Raw genomic sequence first — 19867 nt, 5'->3', positions numbered from 1 at the left:
GCCAGGATGGAACTGCTTCAAGTAGCCGACGCGGTCGCCCGCGAGAAGAATATCGACAAGGAGCATGTGCTCGAAGCCATGGAGGAGGCCATCAAGAAGGCTGGCCGCTCCAAATACGGGCACGAGCATGACATCCGCGCCCGCATCGACCGCAAGACGGGCGATATCCAGCTCACCCGCCACATGGAAGTGGTGGAAGAGGTGGAGAACGAGGCTGTTCAGGTGACGCTGGCCAAGGCCCGTCGCAAGAACCCGCGCGCCCAGATCGGCGATTTCATCGTCGATCCGCTGCCGCCTATCGATTTCGGCCGTATCGCTGCCCAGACCGCCAAGCAGGTGATCGTGCAGAAGGTGCGCGAGGCCGAGCGTGAGCGTCAGTACAATGAATATATCGACCGCAAGGGCGAGATCGTGAACGGTCTGGTCAAGCGTGTCGAATATGGCAATGTCACCGTCGATATGGGCCGCGCCGAAGCTGTGCTGCGCCGTGACGAATGTCTGCCGCGTGAGCATTTCAAGACCGGCGACCGCGTCCGCGCCTACATCTATGATGTACGCAAGGAACCGCGCGGGCCGCAGATCTTCCTGTCGCGCACGCATCCGATGTTCATGGCCGGCCTGTTCAAGGCCGAGGTGCCGGAGATTTATGACGGCATCATCGAGATCAAGTCGGTGGCCCGTGATCCGGGTTCCCGTGCCAAGATCGCCGTGATCTCCAAGGACAGCTCGATCGACCCCGTGGGCGCCTGCGTCGGTATGCGCGGCAGCCGCGTTCAGGCCGTGGTGGGCGAGCTGCAGGGCGAGAAGATCGACATCATCCCCTGGAAGCCCGATCCGGCCACCTTCGTTGTCAACGCGCTGGCCCCGGCCGAAGTGGCCAAGGTCGTGCTGGATGACGAAGGCAACAAGATCGAGGTGGTGGTGCCCGACGACCAGCTTTCGCTGGCCATCGGCCGCCGTGGCCAGAATGTGCGTCTGGCCAGCCAGTTGACCGGCTGGACCATCGACATCATGACCGAGGCCGAAGAGCGCGAGCGCCGTCAGACGGAATTCTCGTCGCGGTCGGCCCTGTTCATGGAGGCGCTGGACGTCGACGACATGATCGCCCACCTGCTGGTGAACGAAGGCTTCACCTCGGTTGAGGAAATCGCGTTCGTTGACCTGGACGAGTTGACCCGGATCGAGGCGTTTGACGAGGATGTGGCCGCCGAGCTGCAGAACCGCGCCGCCACCTTCCTGCAACAGCAGAACGAGATTCTGGACACCAAGCGTCGCGAGCTGGGTGTGGAGGAGGATGTCGCCAATATCGAGGCGCTGTCCCCCGCCATGCTGGTGAAGCTGGGTGAAAAGGGCGTGAAGACGCTCGACGATCTGGCCGATCTGGCCGGCGACGAGCTTCTGGACATCATCGGCAAGGATGCGATGACGCTGGACGAGGCCAATGAGGTGATCATGGCCGCCCGCGCACATTGGTTCACCGACGAGGAAGGGGCGGAGGGCTGAGGCCTTCCGACCTTTCCGGATAGGGTATTGGGGACAAGGGCATGAGCAGCGGCACTGATACGACGACCGGCTATCCGCCGGAACTCGACGCCGAGGCCCAGGCCGACGAACCCGAAGCCGTGGGGGGCCGCAAAAGCCCGCTGCGCCGCTGCATTGCCAGCGGAAAGGTCCAGGACAAGGCGGGCATGGTCCGCTTCGTCGTGGGTCCGGGGCTTCAGGTTGTTCCCGATGTGGACGAAACCCTGCCCGGTCGCGGGCTGTGGTTGACGGCCGATGTGGGATTGGTTGAAAAGGCCCTTGCCAAGGGACTGTTCGCCAAGGCCGCACGGCAAGGCGTGAAACCCGTGCCGGACCTGCTGGCCTTGACATGCCGGTTGATCCGGCGCAGGGCCTTGGGTCTGGTCGGTCTTGCCCGAAAGGGCGGGGGTGCCATCGCGGGTTTCGAGAAGGTACAGGCTGCATTGCGTTCCGGTTTCATAGGCCGGGCGGGCAGTGGCGGCCAAAAGAGTGTAGGGTTGTGGTTGGAGGCGAGCGACGGGTCCGATGATGGTCGGACAAAGTTGCACGCCTTGGCCCAGGCGCTGGGTGTTCCGCTGGTCGATAGCTTCGATCGGGCGGAACTGGGGGCGACTCTGGGTCGGGACGAGGCGGTGCATGTGGTGCTGGCGGCGGGTCCGCTGGCAAAGCAGATCCGCCGCGAAGTTGCACGGCTTTCCGCCCTCGGCGGAACGGCCGCCTGAGTCTTTGGGCGGACGTATTGGGTTTCAACGGCTTACTGTCGGATTAGGGATGAGCGATACCAACGACCAGAACCGCGACAAGAAGGTGCTGACCTTGGGTGGTCGCCCGACGCTTGGACTGGGTGGGGCCAATAAGCAGAAGCCGGCGGCCCCGGCACAGCCGGCAGCGGGTGGCGGCGCAGGCGCGTCAGGCACCGTGCGCCAAAGCTTCTCGCATGGGCGCGGCAAAGAAGTGGCGGTCGAGGTCAAGCGCAAGCGGACCTTTGAGAAGGGCGCCGTTCCCGGCGTGGCCGATGGTGGTGCCGCCGCCCGTCGCGCGGCGGAGGGTGCGGCCGGTGGCCGTGGACCGCAGCCACGCGGCAATGCCCCCCGTCAGTTGAGCGATGCGGAGCGTGAAGCCCGTATCCGCGCCCTGCGCTCCGCCGCCGAGGCGGAGGAGGAGCGCGCAATTCAGGAAGCGGCCGACGCGGAAGCCCGCGCCATTGCCGAGGCTGAAGCCGCGGTGGCTGCCGAGGCTGCGGCCCATGCCCGCGCCGAAGCTCTGGCCCGTGCGGAGGCCGAAGCCGCCGCCCGGGCGTTGGAGCCGCTGGACGAGGACACGGTCCGCCGTCGCGAGCTGGAAGAGCTGCGCGCCATCCAGGAGGCCGAGAAGGCCGCCACGGCCGAGGCCGAGCGCAAGCGCAAGGAAGCCGAGGACGCCCGCAAGGCCGAAGCGGCCAATCGCGCCGAGACGAGCCGGTCGCGCCATGCCGCCCCGGCATCGTCCGAGGATGACCGTCAGGCCCGTCCCGCCACGCCGCGCCCTGCCGGCGCGACGCAGGATACGGCCGCTCCCCGCGTGCCTGGTGTGGCGCCGCGTGCGCCGTCCGGCGATTTCGAGGAGGAGGATGGTCCCCGCCGCGCCAAGGTGGCCGGTCCGGGCAAGACCGCCGCCAAGGTTCCGGCGGCACCGGTCAAGGCCAAGGTCGACGACAAGCGTCGCGGCGGCAAGATGACCATTTCCCAGGCGCTGTCGGACGAGGATGGCCGTCGTGGTCGCTCCATGGCCGCCGCCAAGCGTGCCCGCGAACGCGAGCGGCTGCGTCAGTTCGGCCGGCAGGAGACGCAGAAGGTGACTCGCGACGTGGTGATCCCGGAGGTCATTACGGTCGGCGATCTCGCCAACCGCATGGCCGAACGCGGCGCCGATGTCGTGAAGACGCTGATGCGTATGGGCGTGATGGCCACCATCACCCAGACCATCGACGCCGATACCGCCGAACTGGTGGTGCAGGAGCTGGGCCACCGCCCGGTGCGCGTCGCCGAGAGCGACGTGGAGATCGGTGTGAAGGGCGAGCAGGACCGCAGCGAGGACCTGGTGTCCCGTCCGCCGGTCGTCACCGTCATGGGTCACGTCGACCATGGCAAGACCTCGCTTCTGGATGCGCTGCGCAAGACCGACGTCGCCGCCCGCGAGGCCGGTGGCATCACCCAGCATATCGGTGCCTATCAGGTACAGCTCAAGTCCGGGTCGAAGATCACCTTCATCGACACGCCGGGCCACGCAGCCTTTACCGAGATGCGTGCCCGTGGCGCCAATGTCACCGACGTGGTGGTGCTGGTCGTGGCCGCCGATGACGGCGTCATGCCGCAGACGATCGAGGCCATCCGCCATGCCAAGGCGGCGGGCGTGCCGATCATCGTCGCCATCAACAAGTGCGACCTGCCGGCCGCCAAGCCCGATCGTGTCCGCCAGGAACTGCTCCAGTACGAGCTGGTCGTGGAAGGCATGGGCGGCGATGTCCTGGACGTGGAAGTGTCGGCCAAGGCCGGCCTGAACCTGGACAAGCTGGAAGAAGCCATCCTGCTGCAGGCCGAAATCCTGGAGCTGAAAGCCAACCCCAACCGCACCGCCGAAGGCGTGGTGGTCGAGGCCAAGCTGGACAAGGGTCGTGGCCCGGTTGCCACCGTGCTGGTCAAGCGCGGCACCGTGAAGGTGGGCGACATCGTTGTGGCCGGTTCCGAATGGGGCCGTGTCCGTGCCCTGGTCAATGACCGTGGCACCAATGTGCCCGATGCCACCCCGGCCACGCCGGTGGAGGTTCTGGGTCTGGGCGGCGTGCCGCTGGCCGGTGAAGAGATGGTCGTGGTCGAGAGCGAAAGCCGCGCCCGCGAAATCACCGAGTACCGTGCCCGCAAGAAGCGCGAAGCCGAGAGCGCCAAGTCCGGTCGCGGCTCCCTGGAGCAGATGTTCAAGCAGATCCAGGCCGGCGAGGCCAAGGAACTGCCCATCGTCATCAAGGGCGACGTGCAGGGTTCGGTGGAAGCCATCTCCGGTGCTCTGGAGAAGCTGACGGCCGAGAACACGGAAGTGAAGGTACGCGTGCTGACGTCCGGTGTGGGCGCCATCACGGAAAGCGACATCACGCTGGCCAACGCCTCCAAGGGTCTGGTCGTGGGCTTCAATGTCCGCGCCAATCCCCAGGCGCGCGACATGGCCAAGCGCGACGGCGTGGAAATCCGCTACTACTCCATCATCTATGACATCATTGATGATGTGAGGCAGATGCTGACCGGCATGCTGGCGCCGACGCTGAAGGAACGTTTCCTCGGCAATGCGCACATCCTGCAGGTGTTCAACATCACCAAGGTCGGCAAGGTTGCGGGCTGCCGCGTCAGCGAAGGCATCGTCAAGCGCGGCGCCAAGGTCCGCCTGCTGCGCGACAATGTCGTGATCCACGAAGGCACGCTGAAGACCCTGAAGCGCATGAAGGACGAAGTCCGCGAAGTGCGCGAAGGTTTCGAATGCGGCATGGCCTTCGAGAATTACGACGACATCCGCGAAGGCGACATCATCGAAGCCTTCGAGATGGAAGAGATCGCCCGCGTCCTGTAACCGGGAACGGATGCGAAATGAAAAGGCCGGCCCCTGGAAAGGGTGCCGGCCTTTTTCATGCGCCTGTGGAACCGGTGGGAGCCATCAGCGGGGAGCGAAGACCGGCAATGTGGTGGTCAGAAGGCCGCCAGAGCCAGGCGCCATGAACCATCGGGGCCTTAAGCCACCGCTGCTTGGGACAGCGCATCGAGTGTCAGCGGAGCCATGCCCCGCGCAAACCCAAGCTACCGGCACCACAAGCGGCACCGTGACAGGCCCTGGAAAACAAAAAGCCGCCGAGGTTACCCCCGGCGGCTTTTCAGTGATCAGCGTTCCTGTCGGAACCGTCAACCGTGGCTGGATCAGCCGACGATCTCGGTACCGGCGAAGAAGTAGGCGATCTCGATCTTGGCGTTGTCCAGGCTGTCGGAGCCATGGACGGAGTTCGCTTCGATGCTCTCGGCGAAGTCCTTGCGGATCGTGCCGGCGGCGGCGTTGGCCGGGTTGGTGGCGCCCATGATCTCGCGGTTGCGGGCCACGGCGTTCTCACCTTCCAGGACCTGCACGACCACCGGACCGGAGATCATGAAGGACACCAGCTCGCCGAAGAACGGACGCTCGCGGTGAACGTCGTAGAACTGCTCGGCCTGCTGCTTGGACAGCCAGACGCGCTTCTGGGCAACGATGCGCAGGCCGGCTTCTTCGAAGCGGGCGTTGATCTTGCCGGTCAGGTTGCGGCGGGTCGCGTCGGGCTTGACGATCGACAGCGTCCGTTCGACAGCCATGGGTATCTCCATAAGACATAAGGCTTGAAACTGCGGCGGCTTATACAGGGGGTCCAGGCCTGCCGCAACGCCGAATCCGGCGGGCCATGTATGCGTCCCGCTTCTGCGCTCCCCCGCTTTATGCTATGGGGCGGGCATCATGCTGCAGATCACAGACCTCACCTATCGCATCGCCGGCCGCCTGTTGCTGGATCAGGCCTCCGTCACCATCCCCGCCGGGCACCGCGTGGCGCTGGTGGGGCGCAACGGCACGGGCAAATCCACCCTGCTGCGCCTGATCGCGGGCGAGGTGCAGGCCGATGCCGGCGCCATCACCTTGCCCACCGGCCTGAAGATGGGCTGGGTGAAGCAGGAAGCGCCGGGCAGCGACACCACGCTGATCGATGCCGTGCTGGCCGCCGACACCGAACGCACCGCCCTGCTGGCCGAGGCAGAGACGGCGACCGATCCGCTGCGCATCGCCGAAATTCATCACCGCCTGTCCGATATCCAGGCCCATTCGGCCGAAGCCCGCGCCGCGCGCATCCTGTCCGGCCTGGGTTTCGATGCCGAAGCGCAGCGGCGGCCCTGTTCGGACTTTTCCGGCGGCTGGCGCATGCGCGTGGCCCTGGCCGGTGTGCTGTTTGCCGAACCCGACCTGCTGCTGCTGGACGAGCCGACCAACCATCTGGACCTGGAAGCCACGCTCTGGCTTGAGGAATATCTGCGCAACTATCCGCACACGATGCTGATCGTCAGCCATGATCGCGGCCTGCTGAACCGGGTGCCGACCAGCATCGTGCATCTGGACCAGTTGAAGCTGACGGCCTATGGCGGCAATTACGATCAGTTCGTGCAGGTCCGCACCATGCGGATGGAGCATGCCAAGGCCCAGGCCGCCAAGCAGGACGCCCAGCGCGCCCATCTTCAGGCCTTCGTGGACCGGTTCCGCGCCAAGGCCAGCAAGGCCACTCAGGCGCAATCGAAACTGAAGGCCATCGAACGGCTGGGGCCGCGCATCCAGGTCATTGATGACACGCCGGTCAATTTCAACTTCCCCTCCCCCGACGAACTGGCCCCACCGCTGATCCGGCTGGATAATGTGTCGGTGGGTTATGGCGACCGGGTGGTGCTGCGCAAGCTGGGCCTGCGTATCGATGCCGATGACCGCATCGCCCTGCTGGGGGCCAATGGCAACGGCAAGTCGACCCTGGTCAAGCTGCTGGCCGGCCGCCTGGGCACCATGGGCGGGGAGATGTTCCGGTCGTCCAAGCTGCGCGTCGGCTATTTCGCACAGCATCAGTCGGACGAGTTGAACCTGAACTGGACGGCCCTGCAGCAGATGCAGTCGGTAATGCCCACGGGCACGCTGGAGGGGCAGGCGCGCTCCCATCTGGGCCGGTTCGGCTTCACCCAGCCCAAGGCCGATACCAAGATCGGAAGCCTGTCCGGCGGGGAGAAGGCCAAGCTGCTGCTGGCCATGATGACGCGGGACGCCCCGCATATCCTGATGCTGGACGAACCGACCAACCATCTGGATATCGACAGCCGCGAGGCGCTGGTGGAGGCGCTGAACGAGTATGAGGGTGCGGTCATCGTCATCAGCCACGATCCGCATCTGGTGGAACTGACCGCTGATCGCCTCTGGCTGGTGAATGAGGGCACAGTCAAGCCGTTCGAGGGCGATCTGGAGGATTACAAGCGCCTTCTGCTGGAGAAAAGCCGGGCGGAGCGGGCGGCCGCCGCCGGCGTGGGGGGCGGTGCCGGGGTCGACAAGTCCGGCGGGCGCGACGCCCGCAAGGAGGAGCGCCGTGCGGCCGCCGAACTGCGCCAGCAACTGGCCCCGCTGCGCCGCCAGATCGAGGCGGCCGAAAAGAAGATGGCCGCCCTGACCAAGCGCAAGACGGAGATCGAGGGCAAGCTGGCCGATCCCAAGCTCTATGAAGGGCCGTCGGACAAGGTGACGAAGCTGCAGATCGAGCTGGGCACCGTTTCAGGTGACCTGGAGACGGTGGAAATGGAATGGCTGGACCTGTCCGAACAGATGGAAACGGCGCTGGCGGCCGGCACCGTATAAGCCCACATACGATAGGGTGCGGCGAGACATCCCAGGCTTGTCACGGAGCCATCGTTGCAATGCGATAACCGGCATGCCATGTCTGGAGCCGGCATCACGGCCAGGTTGAGAGAATGATCCACAGCCACGCCACCCTTCGCACCCACAAGGAAGCCAGCGCTGCTTGGCTGTTCTTCAAGCGCTGGCTGGCCAATCCCCTGTCCATGGCGTCCATCACGCCATCCGCCCCATCCCTGTCGCGCCTGATGGCCGAACAGATCACGCGCTGCCCCGACGAGGTGGTGGTGGAGTTCGGCGGCGGCACCGGTGCCGTTACACGCGCCATCCTGGAAGCGGGCGTGCCGGCCGACAAGCTGTACAGCGTGGAGCGCGACCCGGAACTGGCCGCCTATCTGCGCCGTCATTATTCCGGCATCCATGTGCTGGAAGGCGATGTGGCCGATATCAAATCGATGCTGCCCGAGGATGTCAGGGGGAAGGTGGGGACCGTACTGGTCTGCCTGCCCATGATCCTGATCCCGGAGGAGGACCAGCGCCGCATCGTCGATGCCATTTTCGACATCATGCCGCCGGGCCGCGCCTTCTATTCCTACACCTATTCCGCGCGCTCCCCCGTGAAGCGCAAGGCGCTGGGCCTGAAGGGACGGCGCGTCGGCTTCACCATCGCCAACATCCCACCAGCCAGCGTGTGGCGGTTCGTGCGGGAACAGGGATAGACCGGCACAACCGCTTGCACGGAGGCTCCGGCATGGCATCCTGGCCACCGGCAAGAGGTGGCGGGGCATGATGCGCATCATATCCGGATCGGTTCTGGTACTCCTGCTGCTGGCCGCCTCGGCCGCCCAGGGCTGGACGCCACAAAGGCTGGGCATTGACGAAGGCACCCTGACCGGCCTGATGGAGAAGGGCTGGTCCCTTGAAGAGACGGACATGGCCTTTTGCGTCCGGCTGGAAATCGACCGCGACGGCAAGGTTCAGCCCGATGTCAGACCGGCCACCCGCTGGATGGACGGCGTGCCGCCACCGCCATTCACCGAGGCGATGAAGAGAGATCAGGACAGGATGCTGGCCTTGGCGCGTGGCTTGCGCTTCCGGCCCGCGACCTGGGATGGTGTGCCGGTCGCAGCAATGGGCACGGTCTGCTTCCCGAAATCCATGGTCAGGACCGAGGATTGGCTGGAGAATCCACCCGACTTTCCCGCCATCACCCGCTGGGAAGAGGTGGAGGTCGGGCTGCGCCGCACCCCCTGCTTCGGCAGTTGCCCGGTTTATGACGTGACCATCACGGGGACGGGGAAGATCCAATTCACCGGCAGCACCTTGAGCCTCATGCCCGGCCCGGAGCGTGGCGTGCTGATGCCGGGCGAACACAAGGACCGGATCGAGCCGTCCGCGGCCAAGGCGCTGGTTGACAGGTTCAGGCAGGCTCGGTTCCTTTCCATGCGTGATGAGTATGACAGCAAGGTCGTCGATGGCAGCTTCACGATCCTCTGGTTGAAGATCGGCGAAACCAAAAAGCGGGTGTTCAGCAACGAAGGTGAGAATATGGGCCAGCCCGCCGCCTTCGATGCGCTGGTAAAGGCCATTGATTCGGCTGCCGGCACAGCACGGTGGGTCAAGGGCGATGTCGGCACCGTGCCCTACATGCTTGACCAGGGATATGATTTCGGCTCCCCCGGCGTGCTCTCCGTCGCTAGAGAGGCGATGCGGCGCGGCAATGAACCGGTGCTGGCCGGTCTTGCCGACCAAGGCTTGCCGTTGGACCATGTCATGCCAGGCAGCCATTTGAGTGACTATGATTTCAACGCTGCCCCTTTGGGGGACCTGACGCTGGGCCAGGGCATGCTGCTGACGGCCATGCGCTTCAATCTGCCCGGCCTGTTCACGCGGCTGCGGGAGAGGGGGTGGCTGGAGCGGACGCCGGCACCGTTACTGCAACAGATAACCACCCGCTTCGTGCCGCGCCACCCCGACATCCTCAATCCGCTGGTCGCCGCCGGGATCAAGCCGCCGACACGGACGCAGCCCGACAAGACCGCCCCGGCGGAGAGATGTCCCGTCCTGTCCCGGCCCACCGCCACCCAGGTGACCGGCGAGCAGGAGATGCTGCTTCTGGAATGCACGAAGGAACTGCTGCGCCGGGGCGTCAAGCTGGACCGGGCGGAGGCCGACGGGTACCGCTATGTCGACCATGCGGCCCTGGCCAGCCTGATGGTGGCGCGATATCTGCTGACTGAAGGGCCGCAGCCCCGCCTGCCTCCGGACGAGGAGGGCTATTGGCATGTCGGTATCGGGCACGACGCCACCATCCTGACGCTGCTGCAGGCCGGTGTCGACCCGCGCGGGCGGAACGGCACGGCCAGCGCGCTGCGCAAGGCGGCGCTGGAAAAGCCCCTGCCCGCCACCCTGGAATGGCTGGACACGCAGGGGGGTGACTGACGGGCTGGAACCGATTGCGGCTTCAGGTCACGCGGCTGCCTTGCGGCTGTCGATCCAGGCCTGCACCACTTCTTCCAGGATCGGCAGGGTGACGGCGCCGTTGGTCAGGACGGCGTCATGGAAGCCGCGAATGTCGAATTTCGGCCCCAGGTCGGCCTTGGCCCTTTCCCGCAATTCCAGGATCTTGTTCATGCCGATCTTGTAACCCAGAGCCTGACCCGGCCAGACGAAGTAGCGGTCGATCTCCGTGCGGTTATCGGCGATGGGGTTGGCGGTATTCTCGTCCATCCAGGCAACCGCCTGTTCGCGCGTCCAGCGCTTGTGATGGATGCCGGTATCCAGCACCAGACGCCCGGCGCGGAACAGTTCGGAGATGATGCGCCCGGCCTCTGACAAAGGCTCCTTGTAGAAGCCGTAATCCTTGGCCATGCGTTCGGTATACATGGCCCAGCCTTCGCCATAGGCGGTGTCCCAGGCATATTTGCGGAAGGTGGGCAGGCCTTCCACCTCCTGCGCGATGGCGATCTGCATATGGTGGCCGGGCAGGCCCTCATGATGGCACAAAGCCTCCAGATCGTGGCGCGTCTGCACCGACATGTCGTACAGGTTGGCATAAAAGACGCCGGGGCGCGTGCCGTCGGGGGATGACGGCTCATAAAAGGCGCTGGGCGTGGCCTTCTCGCGATAGGCCTCCACCGGCTTCACCACCACCTTGGCCTTGGGCAGGGTGCCGAACATTTCGGGCAGGCGGGCCGCCATATCGTCGATATAGCGGGTGGCGGTGGCCAGATATTCCTTGCGGCCCGCATCACTATCGGGGAAGCGGACCGACGGGTCGGTACGCACAAAGGTGAAGAAATCCTGCACGCTGCCCTTAAAGCCCAGCTTGGCCATGGCGTCGCGCAACTCGCCATGCAGGCGGGCGGTTTCGGCCAGACCCAGGGCGTGGATCTCATCGGCGGTCATGTCCAGCCCGGTATGCAGCTTGATCTGGGCGGTATAGAAATCGGCCCCCTGCGGCAGGGCCCAGACGCCGTTGCTGTCCTTCTGCTGCGCCGCCAGTTCGGCAACGGTGGCCAGGAACCGCTCATAGGCGGGCTTCACGCCCGTGACCAGGGCCTTGGTGCCGGCGGTGATCAGGGCTTTCTTCTCACCCTCCGCGATGGTGAGCTTGCCCACCTTCTCCTTCAGGTCGGCCAGAAGCGGGCTGTCTTCCTTGGTCCCCTTATCGAACGGCGCACCGGAAATGACGTTGCGGGCCGCTTCCGTTATGCGGCCGAAGCTGAAAGCGGGGGGCAGAACGCCGGCCTTGGCCTCGCGCCGCATATTCTCCGCCGCGATGTCGATGACGGTGGGGATGCCCTCCAGCCGCTTCACATAATCGCGCGCATCGGCGGGATTGGCGACGGCGTGATAGCCGATCAGGAAGGAGGGGATGTCGGTGTGCGCACCCTGCAAATGGCTGACCGAATAGCCATGGTGGCGCCAGCGATAGCTATCCAGACCGCGCTGCAACTGTCCTTCGAACAGCTTGTAGGACACAAGCGCCGTGGGCGACAGGGCGTTGACATCGAAGGCACGCAGCGCCTTCAACTGTTCAGCCGTGATCGACAGGTTCAACTGCTGAAACGCCTCGTCCGCCAGGGTCCAGCCATCATGGGGACCGGGCAGGCCCATGCGCGTGCGCTGTTCCGGGCTGCGCGCCAGGTCATCCTGCCAGCACTTCTCCAGAAAATCGTTCAGCGCCTTGTCGGCGGGGCTGTCCTGCCCGGCCAGCGCCAGACGGGGCATGATCCCCTCCAGTGCCAAAGCGGTGGCGGACAGGGCGAACAGGCCGGAAAGGGCGGTGCGGCGGGTAACAGCGGGCATGGTGGCTCCGGTTTGGTCACTCTGGATTGCTGGCCGCCATCCTACCGTTTCCCGTCATCGGACCAAGAAGTGCATTGTAAACAGGCTGTAACGATGCGCGCAGTCAGTTGGGGCGGCTGGGGCGGCCCTGCACCGTATCGCTGCTGGGGCTGCGCATCACGCTTTTGCCGCCGTCGGGATTGGGGGTGTCGGTCATGCGGTCCAGGCGGCGGTTGGGATTGAACGGATCGCCATAGATCTTGCTGAGGCGATCATATTCCTTACGGTGATTTTCCCATTCTTCCTGGAAACTGGGCTCATTGCGCCGGCCATTGACGATGATCTCATCCATCATGGGCGGCGCTTCCTTGGACTGGGCGGGCTGTGGCTGCGTTGTCTGCGCCTTTACCGCCAGCGCCGTCATCAGAAGGAACAGGACCGCACATAGTGCCAGCAGCCCCGCTTCCAGCATCATCCGCATCGCCCACCCCTGTTCCAACCACCCTGCTGCGCAGCATGTCACAGGTCATGGTAAATGAACATAGTTCATAAGCGATAGATGGGGGTTAATTTCCGGCCAGCGGTTCGTACCAGTCGGACGGCAGGCCGGCCAGTTCGCGCGACAGGCCGTTGAAGGGGCGTTTCAACTCCCCCTTGAAATGGGTGCGGACCAGATGCTGCCACCAGGGGCCGGCCTCCTGCCCCATGCATTGCGCCGCCACCTGGAACCAGCGGCGACCGGTGGCGACGTGCCCGACCTCATCCCGCAGGATGATGTGCAGGACCGCAACGCTTTCCGCGTCGCCGGCCCGGGTCAGGCTGTCGATGATGCCGGGCGTGACGTCCAGGCCGCGGGCTTCCAGCACCATGGGCACCACGGCCAGCCGGGCCGCCAGATCATGCGCCGTGGCTTCGGATGCCTGCCACAGCCCATCATGGGCCGGCAGGTCGCCATAGGCAGCACCCAGACTGGCCAGCCGGTCAGCCACCAGGGTGAAATGCAGCGCCTCCTCATCCGCCACACGCAGCCAGTCGGTATGGAAGTCGATCGGGAGGGGCGTGCCATCGGGGAGATGCCGGAACCGCGCCAGGATGTCCCAGGCCAGATCAATCGCGTTCAACTCGATATGCGCGATGGCATGCAGCAGCGCGACACGGTTGGCCTGGGACTGGCCCCGACCACGCTTGGGCATGTCCTTGGGATGACGCAGCTCGGGCCTTGCCGGGCGGGCGGGACGCCCCGGCGGCTGCGCCTGCCCCAGATCCACGATGCCCCCGTCCCGCCAGGCCGCCGCAAAGACCCGCGACAGCCGGGCCTTCTCCATCGCATCGGCGGTGGTCAGCACGGCAACAGCCGCATCACACAGGGTACGGGGAAGGGACAAGGTCAGGACCGGCGGATGAAATGGTTGAACGTGAAACAGAAGGCCACGATGGCCGCCACGAACAGCGGCAACTGGTATATGCCCGGCGGCAGAAACCGGAACAGGACAGCAAACAGGATCAGCGCCCCGACACTCAGCAAAACGCCCTTGTGAACACGCTTCATTTCCCGCCCTCGGTTGCTGGCCTGTTGCCGTGCCACCCTATTGTTCCTTTTTCTTCTTCAATTCCCGCTTCTGTTCCGTCTGCGCCCGGTCCAGGGCGTTCAGGTTCTGCAAGGCGACGGCGGCGGCAGGCGAGCCGGCGGCAACGCGGCGCACGGCTTCCCAATCCTGCTTGGCATGGATCATGTCGCTTTTAGCGGCACGCAGGTTGCCGCGCAGCAGCAGCGCCTCTCCGCTTTGCGGCGACAGGCGCAACGCCTCCTCCACATCGACCAGCGACTTGGCATCCAGCGCCAGCACATGATGCGCCTGGGCGCGCAGCAGCCAGGCCTCCGACGTCTTGGGCGCCAGTTCCACCACCCGGTCCAGATCGGTAATGGCGTCCCAGTATTTCTCCATGCCGGCCCGGGCGATGGCGCGGTCCATCAGGATCTGCGTATCGCGCGGCGTCAGATCCAGCGCCTTGCCGAAGGCAGCTTCGGCTTCGGACAGCTTGTGGGCGTTGGACCAGGCGGTGGCGGCCCGGCTGAACAGGTTGGCGCGCATCGACACCGATTCGCGGGTCATTTCCGCCGCCGACGCCTCCAGCGCGGGGGCCGCCAGCAGCCAGTCGCCGCGCAGCAGCAGGGCCAGCGCCTGGCACAGCCTGGCATCGGTCCCCGCCCCCTGCTTTTCCCACAGCTTCGCCTCCTCAAAAGCGAAGTCGGGCAGTTCCTCCGCCCGCGCCAGACAGGCGGCGCGATTGGCGAATACGGTCCCCTCATGCCCCGCCACGGATAGCGGCAGGCACAGCAGGGTAAGGGCGGTCAACGCCCCGGCATTGAGAAAGCGGGTCATGAGGCTGTACAAATCCCGATCCATCCCCTGCTGGCAAGTGTCAAAAAAGTCATGATCGATACGCCTCCCCCGCCGGCTGGCCGGCTGTTCATCTTCGGTCTGGGTTACACGTCCCTGCGGCTGGCCGACCGTCTGCGCCAGGCGGGCTGGTCCATCGCGGGCACCACGCGGGGGGCGGAGAAGGCCGCGGCCATGCGCGCCGCCGGGATCGACGCCTTCACCTTCGACCGTGACCAGCCGCTGACCGATGTAGAGGCTGCGCTGGACGGGGTCACCCATCTCCTGTCGTCGGTGCCGCCCGATGACCGGGGTGATCCGGTTCTGGACGCGCATGGGGCCGATATCGCGGCGCGGGCCGACACCCTGCGCTGGGCCGGTTATCTGTCCACCACCGGCGTTTACGGCGATACGGGCGGACAATGGGTGGACGAGACCTCCCCCCTGAAGGCCGAGGGGCCGCGCGGACGGCGGCGGGTGCTGGCGGAGGCGGGGTGGATGGCCCTGCATGCCGACCGGGGCGTACCGGTGCATCTGTTCCGCCTGCCCGGCATCTATGGACCGGGGCGCAGCGCCATCGACACGGTGCGCGCCGGCACGGCCCGGCGCATCGACAAGGCCGGGCAGGTCTTCTGCCGCATCCATGTGGACGATATCGGGGGCGCCCTGATCGCATCCATGGTGCGGCCGATGCCGGGCACGGCCTGGAACATCGCCGATGACGAACCGGCGCCGGCGGCCCAGGTGGTGGAACATGCGGCCCGGCTGCTGGGTGTGGAACCGCCGCCGCTGGAACCGTTCGATCCGGCCTCGATGTCGGCCATGGCCGCCAGCTTCTATGCCGACAACCGGCGTGTGCGGAACGACCGGCTGAAACAGGTGTTGGGTTACAGGCTGGTCCACCCCACCTATCGGGAGGGACTGGCCGCCCAGATGGCGGCGGAGACAAATGGTATCGGGCCTGTAACGGGCGGGTAAATCCCCGCACATGGGCCTGTTGGCCGGAGTAACATCAAGGTATGAGCAGTATCGACCCAAGCCCGCACAACCTTCCTGATCCCGCCGACGATGAAAGTCTGGCCCGCGACCTGTCGCGCCATCGCTGGATGGCTGGCGGCTGTCTGGCATTGGCGGCGGGCGGCTGGGCCGTCAGCCACGCGCCCTTCATGCCGCCGGACCTCGCCCTGCCCCTGCGCGCCGTGGCGGAAGCGGGGATGGTCGGCGGTCTGGCCGACTGGTTCGCCGTGACGGCCCTGTTCCGCCGGCCGCTGGGCCTGCCCATCCCGCATACGGCCCTGGTGCCGCGCAACCGCGACCGCATCGCCGACGGCATTGCCGCCTATATCGACCGGGAATTCCTGGAACCCGCCATGCTGGTGGAACAGGTGCGGCGCATGGACCCGGCAGCACGCATTGCCGGCCTGCTGGCCGATCCAGCCGACCGGGGCAAGCTGGTCGATCTGGTGGCTGGCATGCTGCCGGGACTGCTGACGCAGCAGGGGGACGCACCGCTGGCCCAGGCGCTGGGCCGCGCCCTGGCCGCCGGCCTGTCCCAGGCCGACCTGCGCCCCGCCGTGGCCGGCGCGCTGCGGCATTTCGTGAACAGCGAGTCGCTGGAACCGCTGCTGCGGGAGGTGGTGGACCGGCTGATCCATCTGGTCCACAGCAAGCGCGGGTTCGTGGAGGCGGCGGTGGCCGGCAAGTCCCGCTGGTGGATGCCGTCATCGGTCGACAAGTCCCTGGCCGACACTATCAACGAGGCGGTGCTGGGCCATCTGTGGGACCTGCGCAGCCCTTATGCCCCGGCGGGGCAGGAATTGCGCGACTGGCTGAAGGCGCTGCCCGACGAGGTGGCGGAAGGCAGCGAACTGGCACAACGCCTGCTGGAGGCGCTGCGGCAATTCACCGGGCCGGCCGTGGCCGGGCCGCTGCTGCATGATCTGCTGGACGGATTGCGCGATGCCGCCCTGCGCGATCTGGACCGCCCGGACGGGCATATAAGGTCGGCCCTGCATGGCGTGGCCGAGTCGCTGGCCGGCGCCATGCAGGAACCGCCCGTGCGCGACCGGCTGAATCAGGCGGTGGAACAGGCTTTCACGGCCGCCCTTCCCCGCTGGCGTCAGGCGATCCGCGATTTCGTGGCCCGCACGCTGAAGGCCCAGGATGTGGGGGAGTTTACCCGCCGCCTGGAACTGCGCGTGGGCCGCGACCTGCAATATATCCGCATCAACGGCACCATGCTGGGGGCGGCCATCGGCGGCCTGCTCTACGCTCTGAACAGTTGGCTGGCATAGGGGCCGCCGCGCGGCGGCCCCCGGGCCTTCACAGTGCCAGGAATTCCCGTACCGGGGCGACCGTGGCCGCCGGGTCCTCCTCCTGCGGCATATGGCCCAGGCCGGGGAAGGTGACCAGCGCAGTGTTGGGCATCGCCGCCTGGAACCGGGCCGGCGTGGTGGCGAACGGGACCAGCCGGTCCTTTTCCCCCCAGACCAGCAGGGTCGGCACCTGGATCGTGGACAGGGTCGGCGTCGGGTCCTGCACCATATAGGCGGACAACCGCGTCAGTTGAGCCTGCCGCACGCCGGGCGCCAGCCAGGACTGGTAATAATTATCCAGCATCTGCGGGCTAAGCCGGGCCGGATCGCCGTACAGCGCCCCGATCTTCATCTTCACCGCTTCGGGCTTCAGCGTATAGGGCAGCATCCGGGCCGCGTCCGGCAACTGCACCTTCTGGCCGAATTCCAGGCCCGGCAGGGGGAAGCCGCCCGGCGCGACCAGCACCAGCTTTTCCACCCGGCCCGGATTGGCCGCCGCGAAATGCCAGGCGATCTGCCCGCCCAGGGAATTTCCCACCAGCACCGCACGGTCCACCTTCAACCGGTCCAGCAGGTCCTTCAACTGCACCGCGTCGCGTTCCGGTCCATAGGTCCCTGTCGGGTCCGGTCCCGTCAGCCCATGTCCCGCCAGATCATAGCGGATGACCCGATGATCCTTCGACAGGTCCGCCGCCCAGCCGTCCCAGCTTTGCAGCATGGAGGCGTTGCCATGGATCATCACGATCACGGGGGCGCCCTCTGGCCCTTCCTGCCGCACATGGAAGCGCAGGCCCGACGCCTCGACAAAATCGTCGGGGCCGCGGGCAAACCGTGCCTCTGCCGCCGCGCGCGACAGATCGGGTGTGTAGGCCCACCAGACGAAGCCGCCCACGCCGGCAACGGCCAGCAACAGGACGGCCAGAAGGATTTTCCCCAACAGGCGCATCTGATCCCCCCAGGATTTGATTATGCATTGGTGATGAGCATGGGCAAAGCCGCGCCGGTCGGCAAGCCAAATGAAAACTGAATCGACGTTCATATTTGTGGCTGGACTTGACGGCGCGGGACGCATGGCGCAAAGCCTGCCGCATTCCCAGCAGACACCGGATGAAGCCCATGTCCCGCCCCGTCATCGCCATTGATGGACCCGCCGCGTCCGGCAAAGGCACATTGGCCCGCAAGGTGGCCGAGGCCATGGGGTATGCGCTGCTGGATACGGGCGCGCTCTATCGCGGGGTGGCGCTGACCATGATCCGCGCAGGCGCCGACCTGGGCGATGCGGACGCGGCGACCGCGACCGCCCGCGCCCTGACGGCGGCCGATATCGACCGGCTGACCCATGACCCCGCCCTGCGCCTGGATGACACGGCGTCGGGCGCGTCGCGCGTCTCCGCTGTGCCCGGCGTGCGTCAGGCACTGCTGGAATTCCAGCGCGATTTCGCCGCCAACCCGCCGGACGAACGGCCGGGGGCCGTGCTGGACGGGCGTGACATCGGCACCGTGATCTGTCCCGACGCCCCCGTGAAGCTTTTCGTGACGGCCAGCGTGGAGGTGCGGGCACAGCGCCGCTTCGCGGAATTGCAGGGTCGCGGGGAGAAGCCGGATTTCGCCGATGTCCTGGCCGACATGCGGGCGCGTGACGACCGCGACACCAAGCGTGCGGTGGCCCCCCTGGTGCCGGCCGCCGACGCCGTGATCATCGATAATTCGGACATGTCGCCGCAACAGGTGCTGGACGCCGCCCTGGCGGTGGTACGGGAAAGACTGGCCAACAGCCGCTGACCACACCCGCCTCGCACATAACGAAATCAGCTTGTCCGATACAACCCATCGCGGATACTATAGACGGGAGTTGCAATCGCGGTAAGGCGGTGTGCCATGGCCATATCAGCGTACAAGGCTGGCGACAGTCTTTTCAAACTGACCAATGCCGGTAACGCCAATGCAGCCCTTGCCAAGGCAAAGGCAGCACTGGCGGCACAAAGGGCCACCCCCGCCGCGCCATCCCCCACGCCCGCCTCCTCCAGCCCTCCTGGTGATGTTATCCGCCTTTCGGATGAGGCCAAGCAGGCACACCACGCCCGTCAGCAAGAGATGCGGGTCGAAATCATCGCCAAATACGGACGCTTGCGCCTGTCAGAAGAGGCAGAGAGGGGCCGCGAGCAGCATGAGCGCTGGATGGCGGTGCAGCAGGAATTCGGCACCTACAGCAACCAGATGGCAGAGCGGGGACAGCAGGTCGCCCACAGCCTGTTTGACGCCCTGGGCGTGGAAGTGCCCAAGGGACCGGACCCGGGAAACCTGCCGGCCACGGGGCTGAGCTATACGGGTGCCATCGGGGATGTGCTGACGCGTAACCCTTCGCTGACCCAGGTGACGAAGTCGGCGGCGTTGCAGGCGTGGGAGGATGACCGCCACGCCAACAGCGATTCCGAACCGCCGCTCCCCGAAATCATGAACAAGGTGTCGGAGGTCCAGGTTTTCCTGCCCGGCACCGAAGGCAATGGCAGCAAGCAGGTCAGCCTGCATTTCGACAATGCCGCCCTGGAAAAACTGGCCCGCATGAGCGAGGAGCAATTGCGGGCCAGCCTGAAATCCTTCGCACCCGGTGACGCGGTTGCCGCACAGGTCGGCGGCAGTGCGATCGGGGAGTATCTGGCCAGCGGCCATGGCACGCCCGACCCGAAAGTGAAAGGCGTCACGATGGCCGGCATCGCGGTCATGGACCCGGACAACCCGTCGGGCGCGCCGTTGATGACGCTGCATTCGAACAGCGTGCCCGACCATGTGCGCGAGAAGGGGGCCGACATGATCATCGGCATGGTCAAGCTGCTGAAGCAGTCCTATCCGGCCCAAACGGCGGTTCCCGCCTGACACCCATGCGCGGTGCGCCGCAGAAACGCAGGCGCACACCTGACTCTATCGGTTGCGGGGGCCGCCCATCGC

Annotated in this window: 17 protein-coding genes; 10 read left to right on the top strand and 7 right to left on the bottom strand. The window is 66.0% G+C overall.

All coding sequences use genetic code 11. The features are described 5' to 3' along the window. The first annotated feature begins 6 nt into the window (after positions 1-6). The 3 genes from nusA to infB are packed head-to-tail and all read left to right on the top strand — an operon-like array spanning position 7 to position 5118. Entirely contained in the window at positions 7-1503 is a 1497-nt protein-coding gene (gene nusA, locus KBA48_RS05930) for a transcription termination factor NusA (protein ID WP_292904184.1), read from the top strand. A gap of 41 nt (positions 1504-1544) precedes the next feature. Continuing rightward, a complete protein-coding gene (locus tag KBA48_RS05925; RefSeq protein ID WP_292904182.1) occupies positions 1545-2243 on the top strand; it encodes an RNA-binding protein in 699 nt (232 codons plus the stop codon). A gap of 49 nt (positions 2244-2292) precedes the next feature. Beyond that, positions 2293-5118, top strand: a complete 2826-nt coding sequence (gene infB / locus KBA48_RS05920) for a translation initiation factor IF-2 (RefSeq protein WP_292904180.1) — start codon at positions 2293-2295, stop codon at positions 5116-5118. 341 nt (positions 5119-5459) lie between these two features. Here the strand turns inward: infB and ndk are convergent, their stop codons facing one another. Continuing rightward, positions 5460-5882 (bottom strand): nucleoside-diphosphate kinase, encoded by a 423-nt coding sequence (gene ndk / locus KBA48_RS05915; protein WP_054166643.1) that lies wholly within the window; start codon positions 5880-5882, stop codon positions 5460-5462. A 139-nt stretch (positions 5883-6021) separates the two neighbouring features. Here ndk and KBA48_RS05910 point away from each other — a divergent pair, with 139 nt between their 5' ends. From KBA48_RS05910 to KBA48_RS05900, 3 genes are all read left to right on the top strand, one after another. Beyond that, on the top strand, positions 6022-7938 hold the full coding sequence (locus tag KBA48_RS05910; RefSeq protein WP_292904171.1) for an ABC-F family ATP-binding cassette domain-containing protein: 1917 nt from the start codon (positions 6022-6024) through the stop codon (positions 7936-7938). A gap of 113 nt (positions 7939-8051) precedes the next feature. Continuing rightward, a complete protein-coding gene (locus KBA48_RS05905) occupies positions 8052-8654 on the top strand; it encodes a phospholipid methyltransferase (RefSeq protein WP_292904169.1) in 603 nt (200 codons plus the stop codon). A gap of 67 nt (positions 8655-8721) precedes the next feature. Continuing rightward, positions 8722-10377 carry a DUF6438 domain-containing protein gene (locus KBA48_RS05900; protein WP_292904167.1) on the top strand — a complete coding sequence of 552 codons (1656 nt, stop codon included), beginning with the start codon at positions 8722-8724 and terminating at the stop codon, positions 10375-10377. A gap of 27 nt (positions 10378-10404) precedes the next feature. On the opposite strand, the gene KBA48_RS05895 is transcribed toward KBA48_RS05900, so the two are convergent. The 5 genes from KBA48_RS05895 to KBA48_RS05875 all read right to left on the bottom strand — a co-directional run bounded on the left by KBA48_RS05895 (position 10405) and on the right by KBA48_RS05875 (position 14609). After that, complete coding sequence (locus tag KBA48_RS05895; protein WP_292904165.1) at positions 10405-12246, bottom strand: DUF885 family protein; 1842 nt, start codon at positions 12244-12246, stop codon at positions 10405-10407. 103 nt (positions 12247-12349) lie between these two features. Continuing rightward, the gene (locus KBA48_RS05890; protein ID WP_292904163.1) at positions 12350-12706 is read right to left on the bottom strand and encodes a hypothetical protein; all 357 of its coding nucleotides are present in this window, start codon (positions 12704-12706) and stop codon (positions 12350-12352) included. A gap of 85 nt (positions 12707-12791) precedes the next feature. Beyond that, on the bottom strand, positions 12792-13610 hold the full coding sequence (locus tag KBA48_RS05885) for a ferritin-like domain-containing protein (RefSeq protein ID WP_367273812.1): 819 nt from the start codon (positions 13608-13610) through the stop codon (positions 12792-12794). Positions 13611-13612: 2 nt separating this feature from the next. After that, on the bottom strand, positions 13613-13774 hold the full coding sequence (locus KBA48_RS05880) for a hypothetical protein (protein ID WP_292904161.1): 162 nt from the start codon (positions 13772-13774) through the stop codon (positions 13613-13615). Between the two features lie 37 nt (positions 13775-13811). Further along, entirely contained in the window at positions 13812-14609 is a 798-nt protein-coding gene (locus tag KBA48_RS05875; RefSeq protein ID WP_292904159.1) for a hypothetical protein, read from the bottom strand. Between the two features lie 51 nt (positions 14610-14660). Here KBA48_RS05875 and KBA48_RS05870 point away from each other — a divergent pair, with 51 nt between their 5' ends. Together KBA48_RS05870 and KBA48_RS05865 are read left to right on the top strand one after the other, a co-directional pair. Beyond that, positions 14661-15584 carry an SDR family oxidoreductase gene (locus KBA48_RS05870; RefSeq protein WP_292904157.1) on the top strand — a complete coding sequence of 308 codons (924 nt, stop codon included), beginning with the start codon at positions 14661-14663 and terminating at the stop codon, positions 15582-15584. A gap of 41 nt (positions 15585-15625) precedes the next feature. Beyond that, the gene (locus tag KBA48_RS05865) at positions 15626-16900 is read left to right on the top strand and encodes a DUF445 domain-containing protein (RefSeq protein ID WP_292904155.1); all 1275 of its coding nucleotides are present in this window, start codon (positions 15626-15628) and stop codon (positions 16898-16900) included. 28 nt (positions 16901-16928) lie between these two features. On the opposite strand, the gene KBA48_RS05860 is transcribed toward KBA48_RS05865, so the two are convergent. Next, on the bottom strand, positions 16929-17867 hold the full coding sequence (locus tag KBA48_RS05860; RefSeq protein ID WP_292904153.1) for an alpha/beta hydrolase: 939 nt from the start codon (positions 17865-17867) through the stop codon (positions 16929-16931). A gap of 170 nt (positions 17868-18037) precedes the next feature. Between KBA48_RS05860 and cmk the strand changes: the two genes are divergently transcribed. Then, positions 18038-18703, top strand: coding sequence for a (d)CMP kinase (cmk, locus tag KBA48_RS05855; RefSeq protein ID WP_292904151.1), 666 nt, complete (start codon positions 18038-18040; stop codon positions 18701-18703). 96 nt (positions 18704-18799) lie between these two features. Beyond that, positions 18800-19795: a hypothetical protein gene (locus KBA48_RS05850; RefSeq protein WP_292904149.1), complete on the top strand. Its 996-nt coding sequence runs from the start codon at positions 18800-18802 to the stop codon at positions 19793-19795. Positions 19796-19867 lie beyond the last annotated feature (72 nt).

It is taken from the genome of Niveispirillum sp., assembly GCF_017996735.1.
In the GTDB taxonomy this organism is placed as follows: Bacteria; Pseudomonadota; Alphaproteobacteria; order Azospirillales; family Azospirillaceae; genus Niveispirillum.
The sequence above is the reverse complement of the archived record's forward strand: the minus strand, read 5'-3'. Positions and strand labels throughout refer to the sequence as shown.